Below are 24,947 nucleotides of genomic sequence, written 5' to 3'. Positions count from 1 at the left end.
GTGACAGGCGGTCGTGCCAATGTCGCTTTCCTCCGCTACCGAGCGCCGGTGCTAAAAACCAACCTGAAAACCAGCAAGGAGAATTGAGATGATCCGCAAGGCAACAGCAGTCTGGAAGGGCACCGGTCGCGACGGCACCGGCCATCTGTCGAGCGAATCCGGCGTGCTCGCCGGGACGCCCTATTCGTTCAAGACCCGCTTCGAGAACGAGAAGGGCACCAATCCCGAGGAGTTGATCGCCGCGGCCCATGCCGGTTGCTTTACCATGGCACTGGCCTTCGGCCTTCAGCTCGCCGGCTTCACGCCGGACGAGCTGTCGACGGAAGCCGCCATCACGCTCGAGCCGGAAGGCAAGGGCTTCAAGATCAGCAAGTCGGCACTGACGCTTCGCGCCAAGGTGCCGAACCTTGACGATGCAGGTTTCGCCAAGATCGCCGGCGAGGCCGAGAAGAACTGTCCGGTGTCGAAGGTGCTCAACGCCGCGATCACGCTCGACGCCAAATTGACCTGATCCAACACAGGGAGCGGTGCCATGCCTCGCCAAGATCTGTCTCGCCAAGATCCGCCTCGTCAAGATCTGCCTCGCCAGCATCAGCCGGATGAAGACAGGTTCCGGGCGATCTTGCCCGAGGACATCGCATGGCAACCGTTCCCTGCGTTCCCGCCGGGCGCGCGGCTGGCGGTGATGGTCGGCCATCCCAGCGAACCCGGACCTTACGTGGTCCGGGTGAAGGTGCCCGGGGGCACGAAACTGATGCCGCACAAGCATCCGGAAGATCGCATCTACACGGTCATGTCGGGTGTGTTCTACATCGGCCTCGGCGAGCGTTTTGATGGCGACCAGGTGAAAGCCTATCCGCCGGGCAGCGTCATCGTGCTGCCCGGCGAGACCTGGCATTTTCACTGGGCGAAGTCAGGGGAATACGTCACACAGGTCTCCGCCATCGGGCCGCTAGGCCTCGAATATCACGATGACCACGATGACCCGCGCTTGCATCCGGCAGCGGACAAGCGCTGACTATCTCGACGAAATCAATGGAGCATCAGATGACGACAGAGCGCGCAGTTTTGGCCGGAGGCTGTTTCTGGGGCATGCAGGATCTGGTCCGCAGGCAACCGGGGGTGATCTCCACCCGTGTCGGTTACACCGGCGGGCATGTGAAGAACGCCACCTATCGCAATCACGAGGGCCACGCCGAGGCGATCGAGATCATCTTCAATCCCGCCAATACGAGCTTCCGGACCATGCTGGAGTTCTTCTTCCAGATCCATGATCCCACCACGCTCAACCGCCAGGGCAATGATCTGGGCACGAGCTACCGCTCGGCAATTTTCTATACCAGTGACGAGCAGAAGAGAGTCGCCGAAGACACGATCGCCGATGTCGAGGCGTCAGGCCTCTGGCCCGGCAAGGTGGTGACCGAGGTTGCGCCCGCAGCGGAGTTCTGGGAAGCCGAGCCGGAGCATCAGGATTATCTCGAGCGCTATCCCGATGGCTACACCTGCCACTTCATCCGGCCCGATTGGAAGCTGCCGCGGCGTGCGGCCGCCGTGGGAGGCTAAGCGGATTGTCGCGTAAGGCCGCCGAGGGCCTTTGACGAGGAGTGCAAATGTGCGAACTCCCCTCATCGTACGATCACGAGAATTCCTCGCGGCTCAATGCGCCTCCGACCGGCGTCGGCAGATCACAGTCACCGCCTTGCGGGCAATCTCCCTCAACTCGGCGCGGCGTGCGCCGGAGCGAGCGCGGATGGCGATGGTCTGCATCGTGGCGGCGGCAAGGATCGCGAGTGCAGCCGGATCGGCCTCGCGATCCAGCTCGCCCTTGTCTTGGGCCAGGCGGAAGCGGGCCTCGAAATCGGCATCGATTGCGCGCAGCCCCGTCGCAACGCTGCTCCGGATCGCCGCATCCTCGGCGACTTCGGTCACCGCGGTACCGACCACGAAGCAGCCACGCGCTGATCCCTTGCCGGAAAAGTAGATCGACAGCGCCGCGTCATAGGCCAGCATCAGCGCTTCGTCCAAGGGATGGTCCCCTGCGAGAGCCTCGCGCGTTGCCGCGAGGCTGATCTCCCAATAGCGCGCCAACGCCTCGAGATAGAGCGCGTGCTTGTTGCCGAACACCGCGTAGAGGCTCGGTGGACTCATGCCGGTCGCGGCCGCGACCTTGTCCAGGGACGTGCCGGAATAGCCCGTCCTCCAGAACGTTTCCGTGGCCCGCTTGAGGGCCGTCTCGGTGTCGTAGGCGGGTGGCCGTCCCCGGCGCGCCGGTCCCGTCTCGCTCTTTTTCCGTGCCATGTCGTCCGAACCTGGTTGCCATGTTCCACACGTATATTTGTATGGATCGTTATAAAAATCAATGGCCGCACGGCTTGATCGCCGCATCGGGGTACAATATTTGTAACGAACGTTAGTAAATGAGATAAGGACGAGGACGATGGGTTTGAACTTTGCGCCAATCGCCGGCTGGCTGGGCGATCGCAGCTTCCGCGGGAGCGAGGCTGCTGCGCCGTTGTTCGGAGCGGATCTTGCCAGGCGGCTGCGCCGGCCCCTGATGCTCGTGGTGCCCGCCGCGGCTGCCGTGTTCGGCGCCTTCATGTATCTGGCGCAGGAACAATATGTCTCGACCGACGATGCATTCGTGCGCGCGGCGAAAGTCACCATCAACGCGCGGGTGTCCGGCCAGGCGGTCGAGATCGCCGTGCGCGACAATGAGCGTGTCCGGCAGGGCCAGGTTCTGTTTCGAATTGACCCGGAGCCCTACCAGATCGCCGCCGATCAAGCCGAGGCCCGGCTCGGCAGCGCGCGGCTCCAGATCGACTCCCTCAAGGCGACCTACCGCCAGCAGCAGGCGGAGTTGCAATCGGCGAAGGACTCGGCTTCGTTCGACGAGCACGAGTTCGACCGCAAGAAGATGCTGGTCGCCTCCGACTTCACGCCGCGCGCGGTCTACGAGCGGGCCGAGACCGATCTCAAGGTCGCGCGCCATCGGATGGCGTCGATCGAACAGCAGATCGCCAATACGGTCGTCGCGCTCAACGGCGACCCCGACATCGATGCCGACCGCCACCCGACGGTCCGCGCGGCCAGGGCGCAGCTCGATCGCGCGCGGCTCGATCTCTCCTACGCCACGGTGAGGGCACCCGACGACGGTATCGTGACCAAGGTCGACGATCTGCAGATCGGTGGCTTCGTCAATGCGGGCGCGCCCACGTTCTCACTGATGTCGAGCCGGGACGTCTGGATCGAGGCGAATTTTCGTGAGACGGGCCTGACCCATATGCGGCCGGGCCAGGAAGCGACGATCGATGTCGACGCCTATCCGGATCGAAAATTCAAGGCGCATATCGTCAGCATGAGCCCCGGCACCGGGTCGGACTTCTCGATCCTGCCACCGGAGAATGCGACCGGGAACTGGGTCAAGGTCGTGCAGCGGCTGCCGGTGCGCCTCGAACTCGACGATCCCGATTCGACCCGGCCACTGTTCTCCGGCATCAGCGTGACGGCGCGGGTCGACACCGGCCATCGTCGCAACTGGCTGCATCTGCTCCAGCCTGCGCTTGCGACGGAGGTCAAATGAGTACGACCCTCCCATCGACCGCGACCGGCGGTCATCATGCAATCTCGGCGGCCGCCCTGATGGCGACCTACATGCAGGCAGTCAACATTTCGATCCCGAACGCCGCGCTGCCGCACATCCAGGCCACGCTCTCGATGGCCAATGACGAGGTCGGCTGGGTGTTCTCCTCGTATATCGCTGCAAGCACCGTAACCATGTCGATCACGCAATGGCTCGCGGGACGCTACGGCCGCAAGGCGGTCTATCAGACAGCCCTTGCCGTCTTCACGCTTGGTCTTGTCCTCGACACACTGGCGACGACGTCGATCCAGTTCGTGCTGGCGCGGATTCTCCAGGGCGCGGCGAGCGGACCACTTGCGCCGCTCTCAATGGCGATTCTGCTCGAGGCGACGACGGCGGCGCGGCAAGCGCGCATGGGCCTGGCATTGACGGTCTGCTCGCTGCTCGGCATCAGCACCGGTCCCGCTCTTGGTGGCTGGCTCAGCGAATATTACGGCTGGCCGTCGATCTTCTATGTCAGCCTGCCCATGACGGCCTTCATCGCTCTGACGATGGCCCTGTTGCTGGGCGAGAAGCGGGCAGAGCGGAGCCAGCCCTTCGATATCTTCGGCCTGACGACCTTCTCCGCCGGCATGATCGGGCTGCAGATGCTGCTGGATCGCGGCGAGCGCCTCGAATGGTTCGCCTCGACGGAGATCTGGGTCGAAGCGATCGCCTCGGTCCTGGGCTTCTATCTCTTCATCGTGCACGTTCTGACGAAGAAGGAACATTTTCTCCGCACGGCCCTGTTCAGGGATCGCAATCTCGTCCTCTCGACGGTGATCTCCTTCGCGCTCGGCTTCGTCCTGCTGCCGACATTGGCGTTGACGTCCCCGATGCTGGAGGAGTTGCTCAACTACCCTGTCGACACCACCGGCTACATGAGCATTCCACGCGGCGTGGCGCTGGTGGGAGCGCTGGTGCTGACGAGCCTGGTTCCGGGACAGGTCGACTACCGTCCGTTCCTCATGGGAGGCATGGCGCTGGTGGTCTATGCCAACTGGCTGATGCTCGGCTATTCGCCGGCGATGGACTGGCGGCCGGTCGTCGAAGCAGGTTTCCTCCAGGGCGCTGGTCTCGGCATGTTGTTGCCGGCGCTGGTGAGGGCCGCGTTCGGAACGCTCGATCCGAAGCTTCGCCCCGAAGGCAGTGCGCTGATCAACCTGTCGCGCCTTTACGGCAGCACCATCGGCATCGCGGTGGTCCAGCTCTTCTTCTATGCCAACACCCAGGCCGTGCATATCGCGCTCGCCAAGCATCTCACGCCTTATCGTGTCGCGGCGAATGTTGCGGGCCCGATCGGGAAGTCAGGTCTCGCCGCCCTCAACGGCATGGTCACGCGCCAGGCGGCCACGGTTGCGGTCATCGATCAGTTCGAGATCCTGATGTTCGCCATGCTCGTCGTGATCCCGCTGGTGTTCTTTCTTCGTAAGCCGCGTCCCGTCGGCTAACGGCGGAGAGTCGTGAAATGTGTCCGCAACCTCGATCGCTTCGTCCGCATCGCGCGGCTAGCAGTCAACAAGGAGTATCACCATGACGACTTCCGATTCACTTCGTTACACGAGGATTCCCACGCATGAGTCCGTGACGATTCCGGCCGTGGGATTTGGCACACTCATTCCCGATCCGCTCGTGACGCGGCAGGCCACCAAGGCTGCATTGGAGGCCGGATTTCGACATCTCGATTGCGCCGAGCGCTATCGCAATGAAGCGGCCGTCGGCGACGCGATGCAGGATGCGTTCAAGGCGGGCACGCTTCGGCGCCAGGACCTATTCGTTACGACGAAGCTATGGAACACCAATCATCGGCCGGAGCGGGTCAGGCCCGCCTTCGACGCCAGTCGCCGGCGGCTGCAACTCGACGAGATCGACTGCTACATCATCCATACCCCCTTCGCCTTTCAACCCGGCGACGAGCAGGACCCGAGGGACGCGAGTGGCCATGTCATCTATGATTCAGGCGTGACGTTGGCGGAGACATGGGGGGCACTGGAGCGCCTCGTCGACGAGGGGCACTGCAAGTCGATCGGACTGTCGGACATCACCTTGGAGAAGCTGCGCGAGATCGTCGAGGTCGCGCGGATCAGGCCTGCCATGGTGCAGGTCGAATCGCATCCGTACCTGCCCGAATGGGACCTGCTCGACTTCTGTCGGGAGCATGGAATTGTGCTGCAGGCGTTTGCCGCGCTGGGACACGCCATGAAGCCGAACCTCCTCGCCGACCCCGTGATCACCGCCATCGCGGAACGCCTGCACAAGACGCCGGCTCAAGTCGCCCTGGCCTGGGCCGTCCAGCGCGGCACGGCTTTCCTGACGACCTCGACCAATCCTCGGAGGATCGAGGAAAACTTCGATATTTCGACGCTGCCTGAAGACGCCATGCGGGAGATGCGGGACCACATCACGACGAATGTCCGCTTCAACACAGTGGTAGAGACCGGCGTGCCCGGATTCATTCCGCGGGCAGGATGAAGCGAGCGGTGTGGTACGAAGACCGAAGGCCTTCGGCCGGCCTCGTCAAGTCCGGAGTTGCGCGATCAAATCGCGCGCGCTGCGGATATCGGCGATGCCGGCGCCCTCGCTGAACGCCCCGCATGCATGTTCGAGAATTGCCAGCGCCTCGGCATTCTGGCCGGCTCCGATCATGAACCGCGCGAGGCTGATCGCACCGCGCAGCTCCCAGAATCGCGCGCCCTGCTGGTTGGCAATGTCCATGGCCTCGCGAAAGCGCGCCTCGGCGCCCCCCGCATGCCGCGGGCTCTTGAGCAACAATTCGCCCTTGATGCGGATCAGTTCCGGCAGATACCACAGCTCCTGCCGGTCGTTGCAGCGGGTCAGGACGTCCTCGATCACGTCGAGGCCACGGTCGACCTGGTGGGCCTCGCCGGAACATGCGGCGAGTTCGCCGAGCAGCGGAAGAAAGCGCGGCAGGAAACGCGCATCGCCGGCGCGATTGAGCTCTTCGCGCAGCAGTGGCAGGCCGGTTGCGACGTCGCCACGCCTTACGACGACCGCCGCGTTGAAGGCCCGTGCCCACAGGCCCCACAGCCGGATGGCGTGGCGCTCGGTGTGTTCGAGCAGCTCGGTGCCGTGGCGCTCCGCGGCCTCGAAATCGCCGGACCAGAAGGCGATCGGGCAGGCGGCTTGCCCCAGCACGCTGCAGAAAGTCAGCGCGTGGCCGTTGGCGCGACCTTCCTCGATGTTTCGGGCGGCGAGCGCCTGGGCCTGATCGGCGAGGCCCTGAAGCCACAGGATGCGGGCCCGGAAATATTGCGTCGATATTCTGAGGTCGAGCGGGAAGATCTTCGGCTTCTCCGCCAGCACGTGCAGCGACGCGTTCACGCGCTCGATGCGCAGCCGTGCGTCGTTCTGATCGCCGAGATAATGCAGCGCCACCGCCATCAGCCGGTCGCCCAGCATGAGGTCGGTCCTGTCCGACGAGTTCGCCGCTGCATTCGCAAACCGGTCGGCGAGCGCGCGGGCCTTGCCGAACTGTCCGTTGTTGAACTGGTCGATGCACAAGCCCCAGAGCGCGCGCAGCCGGAAGTCCTTGTCGTCGAGCCTGTCAGCCAGCTCCAGGGTCGTCTCGAGGATCGGACGCGCCTCGCGGGCGCGGCCCTCGCCGTACATCAGCGACCAGCCGAGCGCCGACAGGAGTTGCATGCGAATGCGATCGTCGCCGCTGTCGCCGAGCGCGGTGAGCGCCGTCTTGGCGCGCTCGCGGCATTCGGCGAACAGGGACAGGCGGACCCACAGCGTGACGGCAGCCGCCGTCAGCGCGATCCCGAGTGCAGCGTCACCGTCGGGCCCGAAGGCCCAGTTCAATGCGGTGCGCACATTGTCCAGCTCCGCGCCATAGATGCTCAGCCATTCCGGCAGCGGCGTCGATGTATCGGCCTCCGCGCGCTCGAAGAAGTCGCGAAAATGCTCTGCATGACGGCGCGCGAACTGACTGGTCTCGCCGAGCTCGTTCAGCTTTCCATGCGCATAGGTGCGTGTGGTGTCGAGCAGGCGATAGCGCAGCGTTCGCGAGCCGGATGGCGAGATCAGCGATTTGGTGACGAGGCTGTCGATCGCCTCCAGCGTTTCGGACGCGCCGAGGCCGTCGCCGGCGGCCACCGCGGCAGCCGCCTCCGGCGCGAAGGCCCCGGCAAAGACCGACAGGCGTCGCAGCGTGGCACTCTCGGCGGGAGGTAGCAGATCGTAGCTCCAGTCGAGCGCCGCGGCGAGCGTCTGGTGTCGTGGCACGGCGGTGCGCCGACCCCGCCACTGCAACGAGAAGCGGCTGTCGAGCAGCGACGCCGTGCCGGCAATACCGTACGCATTGACACGGCCGGCCGCGAGCTCGATCGCAAGCGCAATGCCGTCGAGGCGCCGGCAAATGCTCGCGACGAGCGGCGCTTCTTCCGCACTGAGCTGGAACGGACCCGAGCTCTGCGCAATGCGCTCGACGAAGAGCTGGGCCGCGGGGTAAGTGAGGACCTCGGCGACACCCAGGTCCTCGCGCTCCGGCGGGCAATCCAGCGGGAATAGGCGGAAAATCCTTTCGCCGTCGCTCCGGAACGACTCGCGGCTGGTTGCGAGAACGCGAAGCTGCGGTGCGTCGCGAACGATGCGCTCGACGAGCGGGGCCAACGCATCCAGCACATGCTCGCAGCTGTCGAAGATCAGCAGGGCTGGGCCGGTCTTCAGGAAGGTCAGCAGGGCCGGCGTTGGATCCTCCGCGCTGATGGTCAGTCCCAGTGCGGAGGCGATGGTGGTCGCGATGTGGCTTGCATCCCTCAGTGGACCGAAGTCGACGAAGAATACGCGCCCGCCGAAATCCGCCGATCTGCGATGCCCGACGGTGACGGCGACGGCGGTCTTGCCGATGCCGCCGGGGCCGACCACCGTCATGAAGCGATGCAGCGAAAGCCCGTTCGATATCTTCTCGACGATCTCCTCCCGTCCGACCATTTTCGAGAGCGGCGAGGGAAGGGAACGGGGAGGTGCGATGTTCACGGCGGGCTGAGCGGCCGGCGGGGCCGCGTGAGCGAGCGAGGCGACAAAGCAGTAGCCGCGGCCGGGCACATTGACGACATAACGGGCCGACTTCCCGGTATCGCCCAGCGCCTTGCGCAGTGCCGCGACGTGGAAGCGCAGGCTGCCCTCGTCGACATTGACGTCGGCCCAGATGCGCTTGACCAGCTCTCTCTTGTCGATGACTTCGCCGGGGCGCTCGGCGAGGAAGATCAGAATATCGAGCGCGCGGCCGCCGACGTGAAGTGGCGAGCCCTCCTTCTCCAAGAGCCGCGACTTCGGAAATAGTCGAAATGGCCCAAAAGAAATGGCCGAGTCTTCGATACGATCTGGCACGCGCCATTGCCCCCGCAACGGGAGTCAAAATGTATTACTTTTTGGTCTATCAGAACGAGGCGTACAGTAAACTGGCCGAAAGCAGTGGGCAGAGCTGGTAGCCCTGCGCGCATGGCTTCGATCGGTCGGTCCGCCGAAATAACCCTTAAGAAGTAAAGGGTTATGGTGACATGACAAGGCGATGACACCGGTGCTCTCACCCGGATGGCGCATTGACGGCGGTAGCAGATTGCTGAGACTGGATGGTTCGGGAGCCGGTCCCGCCTCGACAGTGACCACCGACTTCCGGAATTCGAACATGGCTTCCTTCTCGCGGCGACGATTCGTCCATGCGCTATCGGGCGCAGCGGCGCTGGCGGCGATCCCGCGCAGCGGACAAACCGCTGATTATCCGTCTCGTCCCATTCGTCTGGTGCTTCCGTACGGAGCCGGCGGAGCGGGGGACCAGATCGGGCGTCCCTGGGTGGACAAGATGTCGTCGCTGCTTGGGCCGACCTTCGTGGAATATATCGGCGGTGCGGGCGGCGCGATCGGGGCTGCGACGGTCGCGCGCGAGGAGCCCGACGGCTATTCGCTGCTGCTCGGCAACGGCAGCACGCAGGTCATCATTCCCCTGACCTCGAAAAATCCCGGCTATTCCGTCGACGATTTTCGCGCCATCTATCGCTTGATCAGCACCGCGCTGGTTTTCGCGGTCCATCCGTCGGTGCCTGCCGCGGATCTGCGTGAGCTGATTGCCTACGCTAGGGATAATCCGGGAAAACTGTCCTACGGGACACCAGGCATCGGCACTGGCAACCATCTGGTCGGCGAATCCTTCAAGCAGCAGGCCGGCGCGCTGGACATCGTCCACGTGCCGTATCGGGGCATTTCGCAGGCGACCAACGACCTCGCCGGTGGCCAGATATCGCTCGTCATCGGCGTCATGTCCGACCAGTTGAAGCAACTGGGCGAGGCCGGGAAGGTCAGGCTGCTGGCGGTCACCAGCGAAAAGCGGTTGAGCGGCGCGCCGGAGATTCCGACCGCGGTCGAATCCGGCATGCCGGATCTCCGCTATGAGGGCTGGTTCGGCATCTTCGCACCCAGGCACACCGACGATGCGATCATCGACCGGATCGCACAGGCGACGCTGGTCGCGATGGCCGATCCGGCGATGCAGGCAAACTACCGTGCCCAGGGCATCGAGCCCGACATCGATTCGAGTCCCGACAAATTCCAGCGCATCATCGACGTGACGACGACAAGCCTGGCGCCCGTGATCAAGTCGATCGGGCTGAGCAATTTGTGAGGCCGCTCAGGCCTCCACGCGCGACGTCTGCCGGCCCTCCGCCGTGACCATGCGCGCCGACAGCGCGACGAGACACATCAGCGCGGCCAGCAGCCAGAACGCTGTCGGCAATCCGCCAAGCCGTGCGACGAAGCCGACGCCGGCGGGACCGATGAGGATGCCCGCGTAGCCTGCGGTCGTGATGGCGGCGACGGCGAGCCCCGTGGGCATCACGGTCTGCCTGGCCGCCCGGCGGAACAGCACCGGCACGAGGTTCGATGCACCGAGGCCGATCAGCAGGAAGCCGCCGATGGCGACCGCCGCTACGGGCGCCCTGAGCAGGACTACGAAGCCCGCGATCGCAATGATGCTGCCCCAGAACAATGTCGCGCGATCCCCGATGCGTGCGACGACGGCGTCGCCGCCGAGCCGCCCCGCGGTCATCGCGATCGAGAACACGATGTAGCCGATCCCGCCTTGCACTTCCGAGACGAGGCCGGCGCCGATGACGAGCAGCGCGCCCCAATCGAGCATCGCGCCCTCGACGAGGAAAGTGATAGCGGCGAGCAGCGCCAGCAGGAGCACGGAGCCATGCGGCAGCACGAAGAGCGGTCCGTCCTGGACCTGCACCGAACGAAGCAGGCGCGGCCAGGCCGCCAGCATCGCGACCAGCATCAGCACAGAGCAGATCAGCGTGCAGGCGAGCGCGCCGAGTTGCAACGAGAGCAGCGCAGTCATCAAGGCGGATCCCGCGAAGCCGCCGATGCTGAACAGCGCGTGGAAGCCGGACATCAGCGGGCGGCCCGCGTCGCGCTCCACCTCGACCGCATGGATGTTCATGGCGACGTCGATGGAGCCGAGCGCGGCGCCGAAAGCGAACAGGGCCAGCGCCAGCGTTGCAGGCGAGCTCGCGATCGCCAGCAGGGGTAGCGCCAGGGCCAGACCGAGTCCGCCCGCGATGATGATCGGCTTGCTGCCGTAGCGCGCGCTCATGACTCCGGTCAGAAGCATCGCGACGACCGAGCCGATGCCGAGGCTGAGTAGGAGCAATCCAAGAACGCCGTCATCGACGCCGAGCCGCGTCTTTGCGAACGGCACCAGCGGCGCCCAGCATGCGATGCCGAAGCCCGCGACGAGAAAGGCGAGCCGCGTCGCGAGGCGCGTTGCCGGACGGTCGGCAGAATGCATGGGAACTCCGGGGAAGCAGGGCGGGGGCGATCGACAAGCCCTGAGATTGCCGCGCCTTTATGTCCGAGGCGTGCTCGAATTGTCGCAGATAGTGCTCAAGAACGGCGCGACGTCAACCTGGGTTCCGAAGCGTGTTGCGTTCGGGACGATATTCGTAAGCGCGCCGCCGGATTCGTGAGCGCGCCGCCGGGCCCGGCCGTCGGGCAAAACACCGGGGCATTCCGAGTTCCGCCGGTGTCAAGCCGCGCTTGCAAGAATATTCCACTTTGCCGAAATTCGGAAATGGCGTATGTGTCGTCCATCCCGGCTCACCAAGAGGGGCGATCTTGTGTCGTCACTGTCGCGAGCCGGGCTTGCGGTGGACGCGACAGCGTCGGGCGCGAGAGGTTCAGGGCAGGGCGGATTGCTCTCCGTGAGCCCAAAACTTCGTGCTGGATGAGCGGCGCTGTCAGGTTCGTCTCGTCTGTAAGTTTCCGGCTCTGTCGACAGGGCTGGAAAAACTGCGACGAAATGGCGGGCCGTGCGTACGGCAAAACCGTGTGGTCCTTTCCGCAAGCGCTGTTTTCGGCCGGTTGAAAGCGGTGAAAGTACCTGAAACTAAAGGCATATTTCGGTTTTAGTCGCACTAACGAAAGGCCCGCCCGAACCTGCCGGGCCCTATTAGGCCCTAGTTTCACATCCTGCCGTTGGGCGCGAGTTGGAGTTCGGGAAGCTTAAGCCGCTCGAACGGCCTGAGGATCGCGGCGCGCCCCATGCGGTGGCCCTGCGATCCGCGCGCGCTGTACGGCCTTCCCGGGCCTGCGCTGAGGCGGCCCGGTTGCCGTGGTTGGCCCGAATGAACGGACTACTTTTTCTGCTCGGTGGTGGTTGTGGTGGTCGGGGTGCCGTCGCGCGCGTCCCGTCGCTCGTCGCGTCCTGTGCGCCGGTCTTGACGCCGTTCTGTGCGTCCGGTCCGGCGTTCCTGGCGCCTTTCTGTTCGCCCGCTTCGCCGCTCCTGACGGCGCTCTGTCCCAGACATCGGCGCGTCCGCGGGCGGCGTCGTGGGCGTGGCGGGCGCCGTGGTGGTCTGAGCTTCCGCCTCTGACACCGCCAAAATTGCGGGCGAGGCCATAAGCCCAAACACGGCCGCGTGTCCAAGGAAAGTGAGTGCGTTGCGACGACAGACCTGTTTCGGCTCCGAACGTTCACTCATCGTCAGGCTCCCGGTTGCTGTTGCCCCAGAGCATCGCACCTGAGGTCGAGAGCCGGCGCTTGATCTAGATCAAATAGGCGCAGTTGCACCCGGCAGCGTGCCAACGTCGTCAAAGATTACTTTTTGGTCGGCCCGCTGCTCTCATTTACTTGGTCAGCTTCAAGCCACGCTGGAATTTTCGGCGACGGGATTGACGTTCTCGGCAGGTGGGGGATCATGGTCCCCGCGGTGACGACCAATCCCTCGTTGAATTTGGTTCGCGCAAAATCCTTCGCTTCTGCTTCGGTTTCAAACGTCTTGGTTAAGCGCGGATGTCGCCGTCTTAACAGCGTGCCATCCGGCGGCACTTCAAAAGTGACGTACCAAGTGTGTTTCATGCCGTGATGCCGCCGCCGGCTATCGGTCGCCTGCGCCCGCGCCGGGGGCGATAAAAAAGCCGCCACCGGGACGAAGCGGTGACGGCTTCTTTCTCGCTCGTGACCGCGAAACAAGTCTTTACCGCCCCGCCCCAACGCGATTGACGCCGCCATTTGCATTGCCACCGGCGTTATGACGGACCGCAGCGCGCGCCACCGGACGAGGCCTCAGCACGACGCCTGCCCGGGCAACGCAACCCACTGGATATTCAACGTACTGGCAGTACACGACCGCCTGGGCTGGCGCTGGATTGAGCGAGACACCTGCAAGCCCCAACAGGGCGCTAGCAGCAATCCCGGCAACAGTCGCTGACTTGATCGAAAGACGCTTCTCCGGATGCATGTTGGACCTCCCTCTTCGCGCTTGCGTCACTGAAAGGTGACGGGAGCCGCCTCAGGTGCGGCTGAACATGGCATGAGCGCTAAAGGATCGCTGACGTTGACCTAGATCAACGGAGGGTCTGTGCGCTGTTGCCCCTCCCGGTGTCCGTCCTATGGCCCGGCGCTGGCGGCGCGCTGTACGGCCTTCTGCCGGGCCTTGGCGGTGCCGTAGGCCGCCTGTCGCCGTTGCGGTGACGTGCTGCCGCGCTCGACGGGTGATGAGGCGACGCCGCGCTAAGGGTTCTCCTCGCTGTGTTCTTCGAGCAGCTTCCGGGTAGCCTTGATGCGGGCGGAGACGTTCTGAAGCGTTGCGTCCGAACTGATACCTTGCGAATGCAGGAGCATCCACAGGGCTTCGGCAAGGATGACTTGATTTTCTAAAATGGCGCGTTGGATTTTATCCATCATCATCCATGCTCCGTTGGTTGCCGTCCGCTGTCGGTCGCCTGTCCGCGCCGTGATGCTGGCGCGGTCGAGCGCGCGACTTCGATCAAGTTGCAGATTTTGCGCTTTTGTCCCAAGAACAGAACTGCGCTTGCGTTGCGCGGCGGCTGGCGATGGTGACACGGTGGCGCTGCCGGTGCGAGCCGCTGCCGTGTGAACCAAGGCACTGAGGGCGTTACGCCCGCTTCGCCGTCTTGTTGGAAGCTTCGATCATCGCAAGCTCAACCTGATCTGCAAGGCTGGTCAGATGCAGGGCCAACCTATCGAACATTTCCCGCTTGGCCGGGACAGTGGCAAGATCGCGGATTAGCGCGGCCTCAGCGGCATCTTTCCGAAGCTTTTCAAGAGCCGCTTGATAATCCCTCATCTAGTTGCTTTGAGCGGCCGCTGGGCGGCTGACCCTAAGCTTTCGTTCAGCCAGTCCGCCGTATCGGCCCCGGACGCTTTGCGGAGCAGCTCGTCTTTTTCTGCCCCGGGGGGAAGAAGCGCCGCAAGTTCGCGCGCCGTCTTGGCGAATGACGCAAGACGATCTTGCAGCGACAATTGTTGCTTGAAACGACGCCGTTTCATGGCGCGCTCCTTTCCATTCAAGAGGAAGGCGGGAGCGCAACCGGCGTTCACATCACCGATAAGAGCCAATGAAAGGGCGGTGATGCAGGACCAACACTCTTCGAGCAAGTCTGTTCCGGGCCCGCTCAGTCAAAGAGGACCGGGGCCATGACCAATCGGTCGTCAGGGTCCTGTGGAGGGCGCGAGTTCCTGCGGGTACCGCGCGACCGTGCCGCGCAAGCGTATTTGCAATCGCGCATTCCCGGCTTTATTTTATGCGAATTGGTACACAAATTCCGTGTGCGCCGATTGGCCATAAGCAGACCGCAAACTGCGAAGGCTTGATGCCCGCTTCAGCCGCGTGAGCGGACGTTATCAGCCAAGTCTGTCAGGTCCGAAAAGAGCCAACAAAAGGAGACGTACTGAAGCGACGCGCGGTTATGCGCGCAACAATGAGGCGGTTGCGCAGTTCCAGTGGCCCGTTCAACTCTCGGTCGAGGAGTGGCAATGTGGCCGGCCAAGGCTCCGGCCGCGACGCCGCCGTCGGGGCCCCCAACCTAGCTGGCGCTTTTTTGAATGGCGGTTGGCAGAGTGTCGGATTTGTGCTTTTTGCAATAGGCGACAACTTTTTCGGAATTCTTTTGCAGGCGGTCGTAGTCCAAAACATTATTATTTGCAGCCGCGTTATAGTAGCCGCTCATGAAATACCTTACGAAATCTCGGTCTGCTGAACCGTATCCTAGCCAATTTCCGCAAGTGATCTTGTTCATGTCCAGCTTGATCTGAGCCGCGGCTGGCGCTGATGCCGCGCCTATCAAAATCACAGAAACGACAAGAGCCCTGCATTTCATAGCGATCCTCCAAAGTCCCGAGCCGTCAATTTTTGCCTACCGATTGTTGCAAGCCATACATAACGCTTTCCGCCGGATGGTATTGGCACCATGCCTTTACGTTGGCGATATTTTGTTGATGCAAAGCAAGGTCCACAAAGGTCCTGTTGTTCTGATAACTGAACCAACCGCTCATCCAGGCAGAAAACTTATCTGACTGTGACTGCGGCATAGCAAGATATTGGCTACATATGATCTTGCCCATATCAATGGTTACCTGCGCATTCGCAACGATTGGAATTATCGAGACAGCAAACGTCAGACTGATCAATCTACATCTCATCGAGGTTGTCCTTGATGCTGATCTACAGGGATCTGGAGAGGGCTGCCGCCACAAGGACGCAAGAAAACGAAGTCTCGCGCCGCTCATGTTGATCTAAATCAACAGAAGTCCGCTTGGGGTCATTCGCGTCGTTTTGACCCTGCGCTGACTACTTCCGGTTTCCATCCAACACCGGACATCTCGTTGTACTAGGTCGCGGTCACTTGCCCTGCTGCTTGATCGCCCACAGCCGATAGGCTTCGGCCTAGTAGGCGTCCCGCTCTGTCGGCGGCGGGATCAGCTTCGCGCCTTTCGCTGCGGAAGTGATCGAGGCCGCGCCCGAGCGCCTTGCGAAGATCTCGGCGCGCGCGCCAAGCTTACAGCCCATTGTGTGCCTCATCGCAGCTCCGCCGTCGCCGCTCATTGCGCCTGCCACGTTCGGATTGAACGGAGCTGCGCGAGGTCGTCCGGGTCCTGTGAGGCGTGTAGAAAACGCGGGGACCGCGCGACGCCGGGAGGTGGATATTTGCTGCGAGAAAATCCGTTGTTGCAGTTGCAGGCGAAGGCGAACGTCCGCCTTGGCCTGACAGCGACGAACTTTCGCTCCGTATGAAAATGACCTGGGCCCAAGAGGAGACATTTCGAGGCGACCGATTGGTTGCTATATTTGGGCTTTGTACGTCACCGTGACCACGATTAGTCCCGTAGGAGTGCTAACCCTTTTAGGGGAGACAACAATGGGCGATTTGAATTCGGTGATTATCCGCAAGGCCTACGAAGATTTTGCGGTAGGAAACATCCCTCGGTTTTCGCGGTTTTCGACGCCGGCATCACATGGCACGTTCCCGGTCATAGTCCCCTATCAGGCGACTATACCGGTCACGATCAGGTCGGAGGCTTCTTTCAACGCACGATGGAGCTTTCGGGAGGTGCATTCAGCATGGATGTGCACAATGTGCTGGCTGAAGACGATCTCGTTGTCGCCTTGGTTACCGTGAACGCAGAACGAAACGGGCTGTCCGCGTCGTTTCCGGAGATCCACGTCTGGCAGATGAAGAACGGAAAGGCGACCGACTTCCGCGAGTATCAAGGCGATGAGCAGCGGGAGGACCAATTCTGGTCTTGAGACGCCGTCATTTCCTCAAGCGATAGACGGCACAATGATGGCGACGCTAAGATCGACGATCCTTCAAAAGCGGCGCGACGCAACAGGAATGGCGCTGATGTCCGAGACGTCACCGTTGATGGCCCTCATCGCCAAAGGGCTGCGACCGTCAGCGCGTCGGGCCAATGACGCTGCACCTCGATTGCAGCCGGGCCTACATCGGCAAGCTCGAGGCCGAAGGCGTAATCCAGCGGCAAGGTGACGGCTTCCCGCTAGATCAGAGCCGCGTGGCTTACCTGCGATACCTGCGGCGGGAGCGGCGGCAATCGTCGCGCAGTGAAGCCGATGCTGCGCACGTCGCGGCAATGACAGCGTGTTTTCGAGAACGCTGCAATCTCCTCATGCTGTTGCCGAAAGGCAACTGATTTATTGTTTCTTCGTTGAACTGTTCCATTTTGCGTTTACGCCGCAACTAACAGTTCTAGATTTGCGGTCTCCGGGCTGGGGCGTGTTTTACAACAGCGAAATTTCGAACCCGGAGGCTTTTCGAAATGATTTTGGAATTCCTCGCAATTCTTTCTCTCGTTCAGTTCGCCAACATGATTTCGCGACTGATAGGTCGGCGGCATGACGTACTCTCCTACGTTTCAAGATAAGGTCCTCACCGGTAAGCGTGGCTAAAGCGTCACAAAAGCGAAGGCGGGATGGCCGTGGCGTGAGTGTTCTGGTCGTCTCTCGAATGAGCTACTCGCTCGTTCTTGTAGAACCCAAGAGGACATATCCCCAGCTTCCGGACTGAGGCTCAAGCCACCAATGCTGACCTGCATTTGAATACCGACGCGATTCGAGATCGGTCAGTTGCAGAAGCCGCCATGGTAAGATCGCTCGTCACTTCCCGCTCACTGAGACCAATCCATATAGAGCGTGATGCCGATCATGATCAGCGAGCCGATCGCGACCGCCACCGGGCAGATAAACGGCAACTCCTCCAGAACGCCGACAACGACCGCCCGAACGCGGAGACTTCTCTTCATGTGCGCAAAGCGCGAGCCTGCCGCACCCATCGGACATCCCCGTTTGGCCCCCAGCAGCAGCGGTCTCACTCTTCAGCATCAAGTGATCTTCGGCTATCGCCCATTCGGATGTATCCGTGAATGAAGGTGAAGGAACTCTTGCTAGTCCGTTGGTGACGTGTGTTGCCGAGGCGGGCTCAGGAGGGAATGAGCGAGCAGATTGCGCCCGTCTTGACCAGCCACGCAGGTTTGATTGAACATCGCGCACAACGTGGCCGTTGATGGCATCCCTGATGGTACGCCGTTCGAACGACTGGGAATATCGCACCATGTGGAACTGGATGATGCTAGGGCTAGAAAGCAATCGCGTGATCGGACTTCGGATCGCGAAGCTGATGCGCGGCGGCAAGGCGGCTCAACGAGAAGCCCAGCGCATGGTGAGTGAAAAGGTCCTGGCGGCGGCGAAGGCTGGTACAAGCCTGATGGCTGGCGCATCTGGAAACAAGATTGTCGAGCAGTATCGAAGAAAGGTGGCGGCAAACGCCAAACGGCTCAGCAGCAAACGGATACGGCGCAGACGAAAATGACGCGGGCCTCTCGGCAGCAGAGCTCACTTGCTCTGCTGCTCGATCGCCCACAGCCGGTAGGCTTCGTCCTCGTAAGGATCGTCGCGGTCGGTGGCGGGATCAACCTCGCGCCTTCCTTGCGGAAGTGTTCGAGACCGCGGCCCAGGTTCTCCCGGCGAGTGTGTGTTGATCGTTGGCCCGGTCAAGCAAGCATCGAAGCCCGATGGCGGCAGCGAAGTGGCAGCCCGCGCGGGACTTCGGCGCGCGCGCCATCATGCGGATCGCCCGCCATCAGCCGAGCTTCGCCGATCGAATTGCTGTAGCACCCTCGACTTGCGCCAACGCGGTCGCGACGAAGGGGACGACGTGCGGCGCGGCAATGGTGTCGAGGTCTTCATGGCAAATGACCTCCAGCCGAGTGCAGACCATGTTGTGGAATGCCTTGCTGGGGTGGATCAGTTCGCAGGCGAACTCCATCGCTTCGCGCTCCATGCCGCGCCGAGTAAGCGATCAATTCGTGCAGCCCGGCGCGGCCCGCAGAGCGCAGGAGGCTCTGCGGGAGATGTTCTGCAGCCGCTAGAGTTCGTTGTCTGTGCGCCGGTCAACGCGGCGTAGTGGGAGTGGCGGCAGGTTGCTGGGTCGTAGGGGTGCAGCAGGTGCGCCCGCCGGGGGGGGGGCGGCAGCAAATCGTGCGCGTGGTTCACAACGACCGTTCACCATGCAGCAGCGGGACCGCCAATGTCTGCCAAGAGCTTGGCGAGCCGCCGCTCGACGAGCAATGACCGCCTGTGATCCGTCCTTGGAGCGTGTATCCCCAGCAGCGCGGTCGTTGTCGCCGACTTTACTTCGGTAGGCATTCGACATTATAGGCAATGATAACCTGTGCAGGGTCAGCTTTGCCGATGGCCTTCAAGTCTTCCATGCCACTTCTAAGCTTCTCTCCGGCATCCCGTAAACTTCCTTCAAGCGCCGATTTAGCCGCCCTGCATCGTTCTTCGTTCGAGAACTCTTGGAACACCACGGTCGGCAGCAGCCGCCATTCCGCCCTGTTGTTTGTAGCTGCCGGGCTAACTGAGTAAGAGAAGACGTACATCAGTATCCACATCGGTATGCTCCACTTATGACGCCATAGCAGTGACGGGGCCTTGCTCGCGCGTTTTACGCAGATCGCCTTGGCCTTCGTCATTCCGCTGATTTAAGTGCGGCCGAGCAGGTGGGCGACAATTCTGCCACCTGCGCCTTGAGGCAGCGAATGATGCGATGGCCACCAGGCCGAATTCCTCTGCACAAGCGCTCCACATCGCTTTTGCATTCCCGTGCAATCGTAACGGGATCGGTCAACCGGTTTTTGGCGAATGCATTTTGACCAGACAATGCGATTGCAATGCCGAACAAGGGGATGAGCCAGTTCATCTCTAACTTCTCTTCTACAAAGCTGTTGACGTGCCTGAGCCCGAGAGCAGAAACGTTGACCTAGATCAAGCGATTGATGGTGGTGAGGTTCTTCTGAAGGGATAAGGCTTGCGGGCGAACGCCCCGGCTGGGCTCGTTTTGCGGGGATTTTGATCTATTTCGTCAAATGCGTGAGGGATGCAGATGTCAGACAATCCCATGGACGTGATCGAAGCCGCCATTCGCTCTGCATTCACCAGTTACCCAAGGGAAGATGACCCGGATTGGCGAAGTCCGCATTGGATCAAGCCCGAAGAGTGCACGCACTTGGCGCAGGGCATTCTGCTGGAATTGGAGGCAAAGGGGTTTGAGATCGTGAAAAGGCAGACTTGATAAATGCTTCGGCCAAATATCTAGGTGAGCCCGATGAAATATCAAATCTGGTATATGAAGCCATCGTTTCTCCGCGGCGTCGTTGGAGGCTCGCCCGATCCCGATAACCTCTCGGCCACTCATATTCACTTGAAGGATATTGAGGCTGATAGCCAGGAAGATGCTTTGTCTCGCATGCGAGCGGAGAACTGGTCGCCGAATGGTGAGGCTGCCGACTTGCTTAAGAGCAAGGGACTACAACATACAACCATGACAATCGGCGACGTGCTCGTGGATGAAACCGACGCTGTTTATCTTGTCACCGGCATTGGGTTCAGTTTGCTGCCGAAACATGAAGATCCGCGTTGATGATTATCATGTGGGCTGAATAGAGGCCGAGATGTCCTGTCACGGTGCTCTCGGCGATGCCCGCCGCACCAAAAATTAGGCACCCCGTCGCCGACGCCCCGGACCGCGCCCCCGACGCGGATCGAATTCATTCACCGCGTTCTGCCATGCCACGATCTGATCCTCATACCAGACGCGGCGGTTCGGGCTGATATAGGTCGATTTCGGAAACCGACCTGCCTTCTCCATGCGATAGAGCGTCGTGCGGCTGATGGGGATGATCGCCAGCACCCGCGCCTCATTGAGCATCCGTCTAGGGCTCGGTGCGTCAAAGGCGGGTTGTTGTTGCTGAGATTCGTTGCGCCTACCGAGCGTCATCGTGAGAGCTGACCCTACGTTAGTTGGTGTCTGTTTATCGTGGAATGTGCTGAAACGCCGTGGAGTAGATCATGCGCTAGAGAGCGGCTACAGCAAGCCGACTTGCAACGTAAATTAGTCGAATAGGAAAAGGTGAGCACTCTCTTAGATCTTCGAATAAACACGTGTGGCACAGAAGTTTTTTGAGGGTGCTTTCTTTTGGTGAGCGATTTCTTGTCGCGCATTTTTTCTTGCGCCGAAGAATGACGCGCGCATGATCAGCCTCGAGGCTAGTGAAGGTATTCGCTGGCAATGCGAGGAGTAATGATCATGGCTTGTCGATCGCGCGAGGAGAACAACCGACGCAATCCTGTGCCGCGGGCATCCTGGACCGTTGATGAGTTCTGCTCTTCGGTCGGCATCTCGAGATCCACGTACGAACGAGCAAAGCGCGAGGGGTGGGGGCCGCGCGAAATGGTTCTCGGTCGCACGGGCATCCGCATCGCGGACGAAGCTGTGACTGCGTGGATTGCCGAGCGAGAAGAGAAAGCCGCGAGCATCGCTGCCAATAAACGAGATAGGCAGGCCGAAGAGGCTGCCTAAGCAAGACGCCGCCCCGGAGAATGGGGCGGCGCTTCTAAATTCCGACCGGAGAACGATCGGCGTTTCCAGCGCCCTTCCAATACGCCGGTCGGATCTCTCGCGCAAGAGAGGGGACCGGTATGACAAAAGGAAAACTGTCGTGGCGTGACGCGCTGCCGCTCCATCCAGCTGCCGAGCTGCTGCCGCTCATGTCCGAGCAGGAGTTACGAGAGCTCGGCGACGACATTCAAAAGAACGGCTTGCATGAGGGCGTCGCATTGTTCGAAGGCCAGCTGCTGGATGGCCGCAATCGGCTCGACGCGATGGAAATGGTTGGTGCAACGCTGGTCACCGGCAATGGAAATCCTGATTGGGAGAACATTCCGTACCGCAACGTCGGAGGCCGGGACCCGGTCAGCTTCGTGATGTCTAAGAACGTTCGGCGACGACATCTCTCCACGGAGCAAAAACAAGAGCTGATCGCCAAACTCCTGATATTGGCGCCCGACAAGTCGAACCGGCAGATTGCAGAGGCCGTGAAGGTCGATCACAAGACAGTCGCCTCGGTCCGCGCAAAGAGACAATCAACTGGGGAAATTCCCCAGTTGACGGAGACGGTCGGCAGGGACGGGAGGCGGAGGCGGGACCGAAGAGGATCCACTGCCAAGATCAAATGGGCACCGCAGCTCGCCGCGGCTCAGAGTGACGCGGCCGTCGTCACCCAAACCACGTCGGTCTACGGCGAATTGACGGACGCGTGGCGGAGGGCATCCTCCAAAGAGAGGGAACAATTCCTGGAGTTCATCGGCGCCTACGTAAGAGAAGTTGAGTCCGTGCCATGACCAATCCTCGTGACCGCAAATACGAGGGAGCCTTCGAGCGCTACGACGGGGCGTTTGAGAGCGCGATGTCGGCGGCCATCACCAAGGCCGTCATAGAGACCTCAAGGGTAGCCGGCTCCGGCGTCGTCGTTTTCAGAACCGCGGAGACTGCGTCGGCCCTAACGACCGCGCTTGCCGGCATTCTCTCAATGTCATTGGACGCAACGCGCTCGCAGACCGCCATCTCTGAAACATTGGACGAGCTGCGGAAGCGACTGCACCGGCGGATCGAGTTGATGCGGTCAGATGCGGCATTCCAAGACTTCATGTGTCGCGTATTTCAGTGCGACGGTTCAGAGGGCAGCGCATGACGCCGTCAGATGTGCGTCAGATCTTGTTGCGTGGCGGCTATGATCCGCTCCCGCTGGTTGGCAAGCGTCCAATAATCGAGGGTTGGCAGAAGCGGGACCAGACGTCGGCAGGGGATATTGAAATCTGGAGCAAGCTCTACCCCTACGCCACCAACACCGGCTGCCTGACGCGGCGAATGCCGTCGCTGGACATCGACATCCTCAACGCGGACGCGGCCCAGGCGGTCGAGGACCTGATCAAGGACCGTTACGGGCATGTCCTAGTCCGGATCGGTAAGCCGCCAAAGCGCGCAATATTGTTCCGAACCGAGGAGGTCTTCAAGAAGATCACGGCGAACCTCACCGCACCGAATGGTGCAGGTGAAAAGATTGAGTTCCTGTGCGACGGGCAACAACTCGTGGTCAATGGCGTTCACCCGGACACCGGCCAGAGCTATCACTGGCATGGCGGAGAGCCCGGCCAGGTCTTACTAGCGGAATTGCCCTACATTAGCGGTGGTGAGGCCCAGCAGCTCGTTACGGATATTGTCGCGCTGCTGGAGGGGGACTTTGGCTATCGGCGGCCGCAGCACAAAGGCCGTGGCGCCGAGGCTGATCTGGCCGGCGCGAGCGATTGGACGGAATTGACTGTAATGTCATTCGGCCTGCAATATTGACCCCCTAAGCCGGGGGATCGGCGTCCAAAATTGGCTCTGACTCACTTTTGATGCAGTTCGAGGGATGTCTGGCGCTTTGATTTGGGGGAGAATCAGCGCCATGCAGCAGGCACTCCAGCGCTCCAGTCTGGTGCCGAGTGGATTTGTTGTAGAGAGTGCGTACTACGAAGGTGATAAGGCTGTTATTGCGGTCCGGGCGTCGGGAAGCATTGGTCTGTGCCCATCTTGCGGAACGGTTTCCCGACGCGTCCATAGCCGATACCGGCGTCGTGTGACTGATCTTCCCCTTTCGGGGCGGATCGTACAGCTTCTGGTGATTGCTCGTCGCTTCCGTTGCGGCGCCGTCCTATGCGGGCGCCAAATCTTCACCGAGCGCTTCGCCGAAGGGGTGCTGGCACCGTCGGCGCGACGCACGGCAAGGCTGGACTCTATCGTCCATCACCTCGGTCTGGCACTTGGCGGTCGACCGGCAGCAGGCTTCGCAAAACGGCTAATGCTGCCGGTGAGCAAGGATACGCTCCTTCGCGTGGTCCGACGCCGTAGCCGTCCGCCAGCTGATCCGCTCAGGGTTATCGGCATTGATGATTGGGCCTGGCGGCGCAACCACAGATACGCCAGCATCATCTGCAACCTGGAGCGGCGCCGAGTAGTCACCCTGCTCCCGGATCGGGAGCCCGCAACTGCCCAAGCCTGGCTCGCTGCTCATCCCACGATCGCGATCGTTGCCCGTGACCGTGGTGGGGGATATGGCGAAGCGACAGCAAGAGCCTTACCGCATGCGGTACAGGTTGCAGATCGTTGGCATCTGATGGAGAACGCCAGTCGGGCCTTCCTCGATGCCGTTCGCAAATCGATGCGCCAGATACGCACAGTGATCGGCGCGACCACGATTGATCCCAAGCTGCTAACAGCCGCAGAGCGGATCCAGTATGAGGGTTATCTGCGCCGCGAGGAGACCAATGCGGCTATCCTGGCTCTGTCGAAGAATGGCATACCCATCAAGCAGATCGTGCGTCAGACTGGTCACAGCAGGCAGCTGGTACGGCAGGCGATTCGCGGCGAACGACACGATGTCTTCCGGACCCGGCAAAGTTCGTTGGACTTACACTTGCCGTGGCTCGACGATCAGTGGGCGTCCGGCTGCCGAAACGGGGCTGAACTTTGGCGTCGTTTAACGGCGCGTGGCTTCAGAGGCTCGCTCCGCGTCATCAGCGAGTGGGCGACCCGCAGACGAAGGGCTGAAAAGCCCGACGCACGAAAACTTCAGCGGATTCCATCGGCCAGAACGATCGCGCGCCTCATGACAATCGGCGGAGATCTGCTCACGAAAGCAGAGACCGTCACGGTCGCGGCAATCGAAGCTGGCGTACCATCCTTGGTCGAGGCTCGCGAGATCATCGCCGAATTCCACTTGATGATCCGGCGCAGAGCCGAAGCAGGGCTCACGCCGTGGATCGACCGCGCCCGCGCCAGTCTCGTGACTTCCTTCGCCAGCGGCGTCACGAAGGATGAAGCGGCGGTTCGGGCGGCAATCACTTCGCCCTGGTCCAACGGACAGACTGAAGGTCAGATCACCCGCCTCAAGCTCGTGAGAAGGCAGATGTACGGTCGCGGGAAAATCGATCTCCTTCAGGCCAGGCTAATCGGTGCAGAATAATCGGAGCTGCACCAAAATTGCGTCAGAGCCAAATTTACAGGCCGATTGACAATCACCGGCTCATTCGAGGCACCTGACGCCCTCTCAAGGACGTTCTTCCGGGGATATTTTGCGAACTCATGTTCATCAGGGCTCGGTGGTCCC

32 protein-coding genes and 1 pseudogene are annotated in these 24,947 nt (G+C 61.6%); 17 read left to right on the top strand and 16 right to left on the bottom strand.

Annotated elements, in window-relative coordinates; genetic code table 11:
* The first annotated feature begins 88 nt into the window (after positions 1-88).
* From AB7535_RS24830 to msrA, 3 genes are read left to right on the top strand one after another with little or no spacing between them, the layout of a single operon-like run.
* Positions 89-511 carry an OsmC family protein gene (locus tag AB7535_RS24830; RefSeq protein ID WP_014493564.1) on the top strand — a complete coding sequence of 141 codons (423 nt, stop codon included), beginning with the start codon at positions 89-91 and terminating at the stop codon, positions 509-511.
* Between the two features lie 21 nt (positions 512-532).
* A complete protein-coding gene (locus AB7535_RS24825) occupies positions 533-1,018 on the top strand; it encodes a cupin domain-containing protein (RefSeq protein WP_245344167.1) in 486 nt (161 codons plus the stop codon).
* 29 nt (positions 1,019-1,047) lie between these two features.
* A complete protein-coding gene (gene msrA, locus AB7535_RS24820; protein ID WP_085402489.1) occupies positions 1,048-1,563 on the top strand; it encodes a peptide-methionine (S)-S-oxide reductase MsrA in 516 nt (171 codons plus the stop codon).
* Between the two features lie 93 nt (positions 1,564-1,656).
* On the opposite strand, the gene AB7535_RS24815 is transcribed toward msrA, so the two are convergent.
* Positions 1,657-2,298 (bottom strand): TetR/AcrR family transcriptional regulator, encoded by a 642-nt coding sequence (locus tag AB7535_RS24815; RefSeq protein ID WP_085402465.1) that lies wholly within the window; start codon positions 2,296-2,298, stop codon positions 1,657-1,659.
* 139 nt (positions 2,299-2,437) lie between these two features.
* Between AB7535_RS24815 and AB7535_RS24810 the strand changes: the two genes are divergently transcribed.
* From AB7535_RS24810 to AB7535_RS24800, 3 genes are all read left to right on the top strand, one after another.
* Positions 2,438-3,580: an HlyD family secretion protein gene (locus AB7535_RS24810; RefSeq protein ID WP_085402466.1), complete on the top strand. Its 1,143-nt coding sequence runs from the start codon at positions 2,438-2,440 to the stop codon at positions 3,578-3,580.
* Positions 3,577-5,070, top strand: coding sequence for an MDR family MFS transporter (locus AB7535_RS24805; RefSeq protein WP_085402467.1), 1,494 nt, complete (start codon positions 3,577-3,579; stop codon positions 5,068-5,070). Before AB7535_RS24810 ends, AB7535_RS24805 begins: the two co-directional genes overlap by 4 nt.
* A gap of 82 nt (positions 5,071-5,152) precedes the next feature.
* Positions 5,153-6,091 (top strand): aldo/keto reductase, encoded by a 939-nt coding sequence (locus tag AB7535_RS24800; protein WP_085402468.1) that lies wholly within the window; start codon positions 5,153-5,155, stop codon positions 6,089-6,091.
* Between the two features lie 45 nt (positions 6,092-6,136).
* Here AB7535_RS24800 and AB7535_RS24795 read toward each other — a convergent pair whose 3' ends face one another.
* Positions 6,137-8,974, bottom strand: a complete 2,838-nt coding sequence (locus AB7535_RS24795) for an ATP-binding protein (protein WP_439037054.1) — start codon at positions 8,972-8,974, stop codon at positions 6,137-6,139.
* 298 nt (positions 8,975-9,272) lie between these two features.
* Here AB7535_RS24795 and AB7535_RS24790 point away from each other — a divergent pair, with 298 nt between their 5' ends.
* A complete protein-coding gene (locus tag AB7535_RS24790) occupies positions 9,273-10,262 on the top strand; it encodes a Bug family tripartite tricarboxylate transporter substrate binding protein (RefSeq protein WP_085402470.1) in 990 nt (329 codons plus the stop codon).
* A 6-nt stretch (positions 10,263-10,268) separates the two neighbouring features.
* Here AB7535_RS24790 and AB7535_RS24785 read toward each other — a convergent pair whose 3' ends face one another.
* From AB7535_RS24785 to AB7535_RS24745, 9 genes are all read right to left on the bottom strand, one after another.
* Positions 10,269-11,429 carry an MFS transporter gene (locus AB7535_RS24785; protein ID WP_439037053.1) on the bottom strand — a complete coding sequence of 387 codons (1,161 nt, stop codon included), beginning with the start codon at positions 11,427-11,429 and terminating at the stop codon, positions 10,269-10,271.
* 1,308 nt (positions 11,430-12,737) lie between these two features.
* On the bottom strand, positions 12,738-13,151 hold the full coding sequence (locus AB7535_RS24780; RefSeq protein WP_349642909.1) for a hypothetical protein: 414 nt from the start codon (positions 13,149-13,151) through the stop codon (positions 12,738-12,740).
* Positions 13,117-13,380 (bottom strand): hypothetical protein, encoded by a 264-nt coding sequence (locus AB7535_RS24775; protein ID WP_085402472.1) that lies wholly within the window; start codon positions 13,378-13,380, stop codon positions 13,117-13,119. Before AB7535_RS24775 ends, AB7535_RS24780 begins: the two co-directional genes overlap by 35 nt.
* A 272-nt stretch (positions 13,381-13,652) precedes the next feature.
* Positions 13,653-13,985 (bottom strand): hypothetical protein, encoded by a 333-nt coding sequence (locus tag AB7535_RS24770; protein WP_144030797.1) that lies wholly within the window; start codon positions 13,983-13,985, stop codon positions 13,653-13,655.
* Positions 13,986-14,037: 52 nt separating this feature from the next.
* Positions 14,038-14,229, bottom strand: coding sequence for a hypothetical protein (locus AB7535_RS24765; protein ID WP_085402473.1), 192 nt, complete (start codon positions 14,227-14,229; stop codon positions 14,038-14,040).
* Positions 14,226-14,432 (bottom strand): hypothetical protein, encoded by a 207-nt coding sequence (locus AB7535_RS24760; RefSeq protein WP_085402491.1) that lies wholly within the window; start codon positions 14,430-14,432, stop codon positions 14,226-14,228. Before AB7535_RS24760 ends, AB7535_RS24765 begins: the two co-directional genes overlap by 4 nt.
* A 536-nt stretch (positions 14,433-14,968) precedes the next feature.
* Positions 14,969-15,262 carry an HdeA/HdeB family chaperone gene (locus AB7535_RS24755; protein ID WP_085402474.1) on the bottom strand — a complete coding sequence of 98 codons (294 nt, stop codon included), beginning with the start codon at positions 15,260-15,262 and terminating at the stop codon, positions 14,969-14,971.
* 25 nt (positions 15,263-15,287) lie between these two features.
* Positions 15,288-15,572 (bottom strand): HdeA/HdeB family chaperone, encoded by a 285-nt coding sequence (locus AB7535_RS24750; RefSeq protein ID WP_224580654.1) that lies wholly within the window; start codon positions 15,570-15,572, stop codon positions 15,288-15,290.
* 256 nt (positions 15,573-15,828) lie between these two features.
* Positions 15,829-15,951 (bottom strand): hypothetical protein, encoded by a 123-nt coding sequence (locus AB7535_RS24745; RefSeq protein ID WP_283808579.1) that lies wholly within the window; start codon positions 15,949-15,951, stop codon positions 15,829-15,831.
* A gap of 432 nt (positions 15,952-16,383) precedes the next feature.
* Here AB7535_RS24745 and AB7535_RS24740 point away from each other — a divergent pair.
* Both AB7535_RS24740 and AB7535_RS24735 read left to right on the top strand, forming a co-directional pair.
* A pseudogene (locus tag AB7535_RS24740) lies at positions 16,384-16,689 on the top strand (nuclear transport factor 2 family protein); the annotation flags it as partial.
* Positions 16,690-16,853: 164 nt separating this feature from the next.
* Positions 16,854-17,093 carry a hypothetical protein gene (locus tag AB7535_RS24735; protein ID WP_085402476.1) on the top strand — a complete coding sequence of 80 codons (240 nt, stop codon included), beginning with the start codon at positions 16,854-16,856 and terminating at the stop codon, positions 17,091-17,093.
* A gap of 474 nt (positions 17,094-17,567) precedes the next feature.
* Here AB7535_RS24735 and AB7535_RS24730 read toward each other — a convergent pair whose 3' ends face one another.
* Positions 17,568-17,732 (bottom strand): hypothetical protein, encoded by a 165-nt coding sequence (locus AB7535_RS24730; RefSeq protein ID WP_196238392.1) that lies wholly within the window; start codon positions 17,730-17,732, stop codon positions 17,568-17,570.
* A 278-nt stretch (positions 17,733-18,010) separates the two neighbouring features.
* Between AB7535_RS24730 and AB7535_RS24725 the strand changes: the two genes are divergently transcribed.
* Entirely contained in the window at positions 18,011-18,268 is a 258-nt protein-coding gene (locus AB7535_RS24725) for a hypothetical protein (protein WP_028154361.1), read from the top strand.
* A gap of 270 nt (positions 18,269-18,538) precedes the next feature.
* Here AB7535_RS24725 and AB7535_RS24720 read toward each other — a convergent pair whose 3' ends face one another.
* The 3 genes from AB7535_RS24720 to AB7535_RS24710 form a co-directional block, all read right to left on the bottom strand.
* The gene (locus AB7535_RS24720) at positions 18,539-18,739 is read right to left on the bottom strand and encodes a hypothetical protein (RefSeq protein ID WP_085402477.1); all 201 of its coding nucleotides are present in this window, start codon (positions 18,737-18,739) and stop codon (positions 18,539-18,541) included.
* Positions 18,740-19,088: 349 nt separating this feature from the next.
* Positions 19,089-19,352, bottom strand: a complete 264-nt coding sequence (locus tag AB7535_RS24715) for a hypothetical protein (protein ID WP_085402492.1) — start codon at positions 19,350-19,352, stop codon at positions 19,089-19,091.
* A 77-nt stretch (positions 19,353-19,429) separates the two neighbouring features.
* Positions 19,430-19,660, bottom strand: coding sequence for a cysteine rich repeat-containing protein (locus AB7535_RS24710; RefSeq protein WP_144030798.1), 231 nt, complete (start codon positions 19,658-19,660; stop codon positions 19,430-19,432).
* 198 nt (positions 19,661-19,858) lie between these two features.
* On the opposite strand from AB7535_RS24710, the gene AB7535_RS24705 reads away from it, so the two are divergent.
* Positions 19,859-20,032 carry a hypothetical protein gene (locus tag AB7535_RS24705; RefSeq protein WP_245344168.1) on the top strand — a complete coding sequence of 58 codons (174 nt, stop codon included), beginning with the start codon at positions 19,859-19,861 and terminating at the stop codon, positions 20,030-20,032.
* Between the two features lie 33 nt (positions 20,033-20,065).
* A complete protein-coding gene (locus tag AB7535_RS24700) occupies positions 20,066-20,380 on the top strand; it encodes a hypothetical protein (protein ID WP_085402479.1) in 315 nt (104 codons plus the stop codon).
* A 75-nt stretch (positions 20,381-20,455) separates the two neighbouring features.
* Here AB7535_RS24700 and AB7535_RS24695 read toward each other — a convergent pair whose 3' ends face one another.
* Positions 20,456-20,668, bottom strand: coding sequence for a helix-turn-helix transcriptional regulator (locus AB7535_RS24695; protein WP_085402480.1), 213 nt, complete (start codon positions 20,666-20,668; stop codon positions 20,456-20,458).
* Between the two features lie 378 nt (positions 20,669-21,046).
* Between AB7535_RS24695 and AB7535_RS24690 the strand changes: the two genes are divergently transcribed.
* From AB7535_RS24690 to AB7535_RS24670, 5 genes are all read left to right on the top strand, one after another.
* Positions 21,047-21,319: a hypothetical protein gene (locus AB7535_RS24690; protein WP_144030799.1), complete on the top strand. Its 273-nt coding sequence runs from the start codon at positions 21,047-21,049 to the stop codon at positions 21,317-21,319.
* Between the two features lie 119 nt (positions 21,320-21,438).
* Positions 21,439-22,140, top strand: coding sequence for a hypothetical protein (locus AB7535_RS24685; RefSeq protein WP_085402482.1), 702 nt, complete (start codon positions 21,439-21,441; stop codon positions 22,138-22,140).
* Entirely contained in the window at positions 22,137-22,490 is a 354-nt protein-coding gene (locus tag AB7535_RS24680; RefSeq protein ID WP_439037052.1) for a hypothetical protein, read from the top strand. Before AB7535_RS24685 ends, AB7535_RS24680 begins: the two co-directional genes overlap by 4 nt.
* Positions 22,487-23,146, top strand: a complete 660-nt coding sequence (locus tag AB7535_RS24675; RefSeq protein WP_085402484.1) for a bifunctional DNA primase/polymerase — start codon at positions 22,487-22,489, stop codon at positions 23,144-23,146. Before AB7535_RS24680 ends, AB7535_RS24675 begins: the two co-directional genes overlap by 4 nt.
* 100 nt (positions 23,147-23,246) lie before the next feature.
* The gene (locus tag AB7535_RS24670) at positions 23,247-24,803 is read left to right on the top strand and encodes an ISL3 family transposase (protein ID WP_439036634.1); all 1,557 of its coding nucleotides are present in this window, start codon (positions 23,247-23,249) and stop codon (positions 24,801-24,803) included.
* The last annotated feature ends 144 nt before the right edge of the window (positions 24,804-24,947 follow it).

This window comes from Bradyrhizobium sp. 956_D2_N1_4, from assembly GCF_052076025.1.
Lineage (GTDB): Bacteria > Pseudomonadota > Alphaproteobacteria > Rhizobiales > Xanthobacteraceae > Bradyrhizobium > Bradyrhizobium barranii.
This window is presented reverse-complemented; position numbering and strand designations above follow the sequence as displayed.

Bases quoted from the DNA above. Each gene is read 5' to 3' on its own strand.
- AB7535_RS24685 (WP_085402482.1), top strand. From the start codon at position 21,439: ATGACAAAAGGAAAACTGTCGTGGCGTGACGCGCTGCCGCTCCATCCA.
- AB7535_RS24700 (WP_085402479.1), top strand. From the start codon at position 20,066: ATGAAATATCAAATCTGGTATATGAAGCCATCGTTTCTCCGCGGCGTC.
- AB7535_RS24705 (WP_245344168.1), top strand. From the start codon at position 19,859: ATGGACGTGATCGAAGCCGCCATTCGCTCTGCATTCACCAGTTACCCA.
- AB7535_RS24695 (WP_085402480.1), bottom strand. From the start codon at position 20,668: ATGCTCAATGAGGCGCGGGTGCTGGCGATCATCCCCATCAGCCGCACG.
- AB7535_RS24680 (WP_439037052.1), top strand. From the start codon at position 22,137: ATGACCAATCCTCGTGACCGCAAATACGAGGGAGCCTTCGAGCGCTAC.
- AB7535_RS24725 (WP_028154361.1), top strand. From the start codon at position 18,011: ATGTGGAACTGGATGATGCTAGGGCTAGAAAGCAATCGCGTGATCGGA.
- AB7535_RS24730 (WP_196238392.1), bottom strand. From the start codon at position 17,732: ATGGGTGCGGCAGGCTCGCGCTTTGCGCACATGAAGAGAAGTCTCCGC.
- AB7535_RS24765 (WP_085402473.1), bottom strand. From the start codon at position 14,229: ATGAGGGATTATCAAGCGGCTCTTGAAAAGCTTCGGAAAGATGCCGCT.
- AB7535_RS24800 (WP_085402468.1), top strand. From the start codon at position 5,153: ATGACGACTTCCGATTCACTTCGTTACACGAGGATTCCCACGCATGAG.
- AB7535_RS24830 (WP_014493564.1), top strand. From the start codon at position 89: ATGATCCGCAAGGCAACAGCAGTCTGGAAGGGCACCGGTCGCGACGGC.
- AB7535_RS24720 (WP_085402477.1), bottom strand. From the start codon at position 18,739: ATGGAGCGCGAAGCGATGGAGTTCGCCTGCGAACTGATCCACCCCAGC.
- AB7535_RS24825 (WP_245344167.1), top strand. From the start codon at position 533: ATGCCTCGCCAAGATCTGTCTCGCCAAGATCCGCCTCGTCAAGATCTG.
- AB7535_RS24790 (WP_085402470.1), top strand. From the start codon at position 9,273: ATGGCTTCCTTCTCGCGGCGACGATTCGTCCATGCGCTATCGGGCGCA.
- msrA (WP_085402489.1), top strand. From the start codon at position 1,048: ATGACGACAGAGCGCGCAGTTTTGGCCGGAGGCTGTTTCTGGGGCATG.
- AB7535_RS24815 (WP_085402465.1), bottom strand. From the start codon at position 2,298: ATGGCACGGAAAAAGAGCGAGACGGGACCGGCGCGCCGGGGACGGCCA.
- AB7535_RS24715 (WP_085402492.1), bottom strand. From the start codon at position 19,352: ATGTGGATACTGATGTACGTCTTCTCTTACTCAGTTAGCCCGGCAGCT.
- AB7535_RS24760 (WP_085402491.1), bottom strand. From the start codon at position 14,432: ATGAAACGGCGTCGTTTCAAGCAACAATTGTCGCTGCAAGATCGTCTT.
- AB7535_RS24805 (WP_085402467.1), top strand. From the start codon at position 3,577: ATGAGTACGACCCTCCCATCGACCGCGACCGGCGGTCATCATGCAATC.
- AB7535_RS24785 (WP_439037053.1), bottom strand. From the start codon at position 11,429: ATGCATTCTGCCGACCGTCCGGCAACGCGCCTCGCGACGCGGCTCGCC.
- AB7535_RS24690 (WP_144030799.1), top strand. From the start codon at position 21,047: ATGGCTTGTCGATCGCGCGAGGAGAACAACCGACGCAATCCTGTGCCG.
- AB7535_RS24775 (WP_085402472.1), bottom strand. From the start codon at position 13,380: ATGCATCCGGAGAAGCGTCTTTCGATCAAGTCAGCGACTGTTGCCGGG.
- AB7535_RS24780 (WP_349642909.1), bottom strand. From the start codon at position 13,151: ATGGCGGCGTCAATCGCGTTGGGGCGGGGCGGTAAAGACTTGTTTCGC.
- AB7535_RS24670 (WP_439036634.1), top strand. From the start codon at position 23,247: ATGCAGCAGGCACTCCAGCGCTCCAGTCTGGTGCCGAGTGGATTTGTT.
- AB7535_RS24710 (WP_144030798.1), bottom strand. From the start codon at position 19,660: ATGAACTGGCTCATCCCCTTGTTCGGCATTGCAATCGCATTGTCTGGT.
- AB7535_RS24735 (WP_085402476.1), top strand. From the start codon at position 16,854: ATGACGCTGCACCTCGATTGCAGCCGGGCCTACATCGGCAAGCTCGAG.
- AB7535_RS24675 (WP_085402484.1), top strand. From the start codon at position 22,487: ATGACGCCGTCAGATGTGCGTCAGATCTTGTTGCGTGGCGGCTATGAT.
- AB7535_RS24755 (WP_085402474.1), bottom strand. From the start codon at position 15,262: ATGAAATGCAGGGCTCTTGTCGTTTCTGTGATTTTGATAGGCGCGGCA.
- AB7535_RS24745 (WP_283808579.1), bottom strand. From the start codon at position 15,951: ATGGGCTGTAAGCTTGGCGCGCGCGCCGAGATCTTCGCAAGGCGCTCG.
- AB7535_RS24810 (WP_085402466.1), top strand. From the start codon at position 2,438: ATGGGTTTGAACTTTGCGCCAATCGCCGGCTGGCTGGGCGATCGCAGC.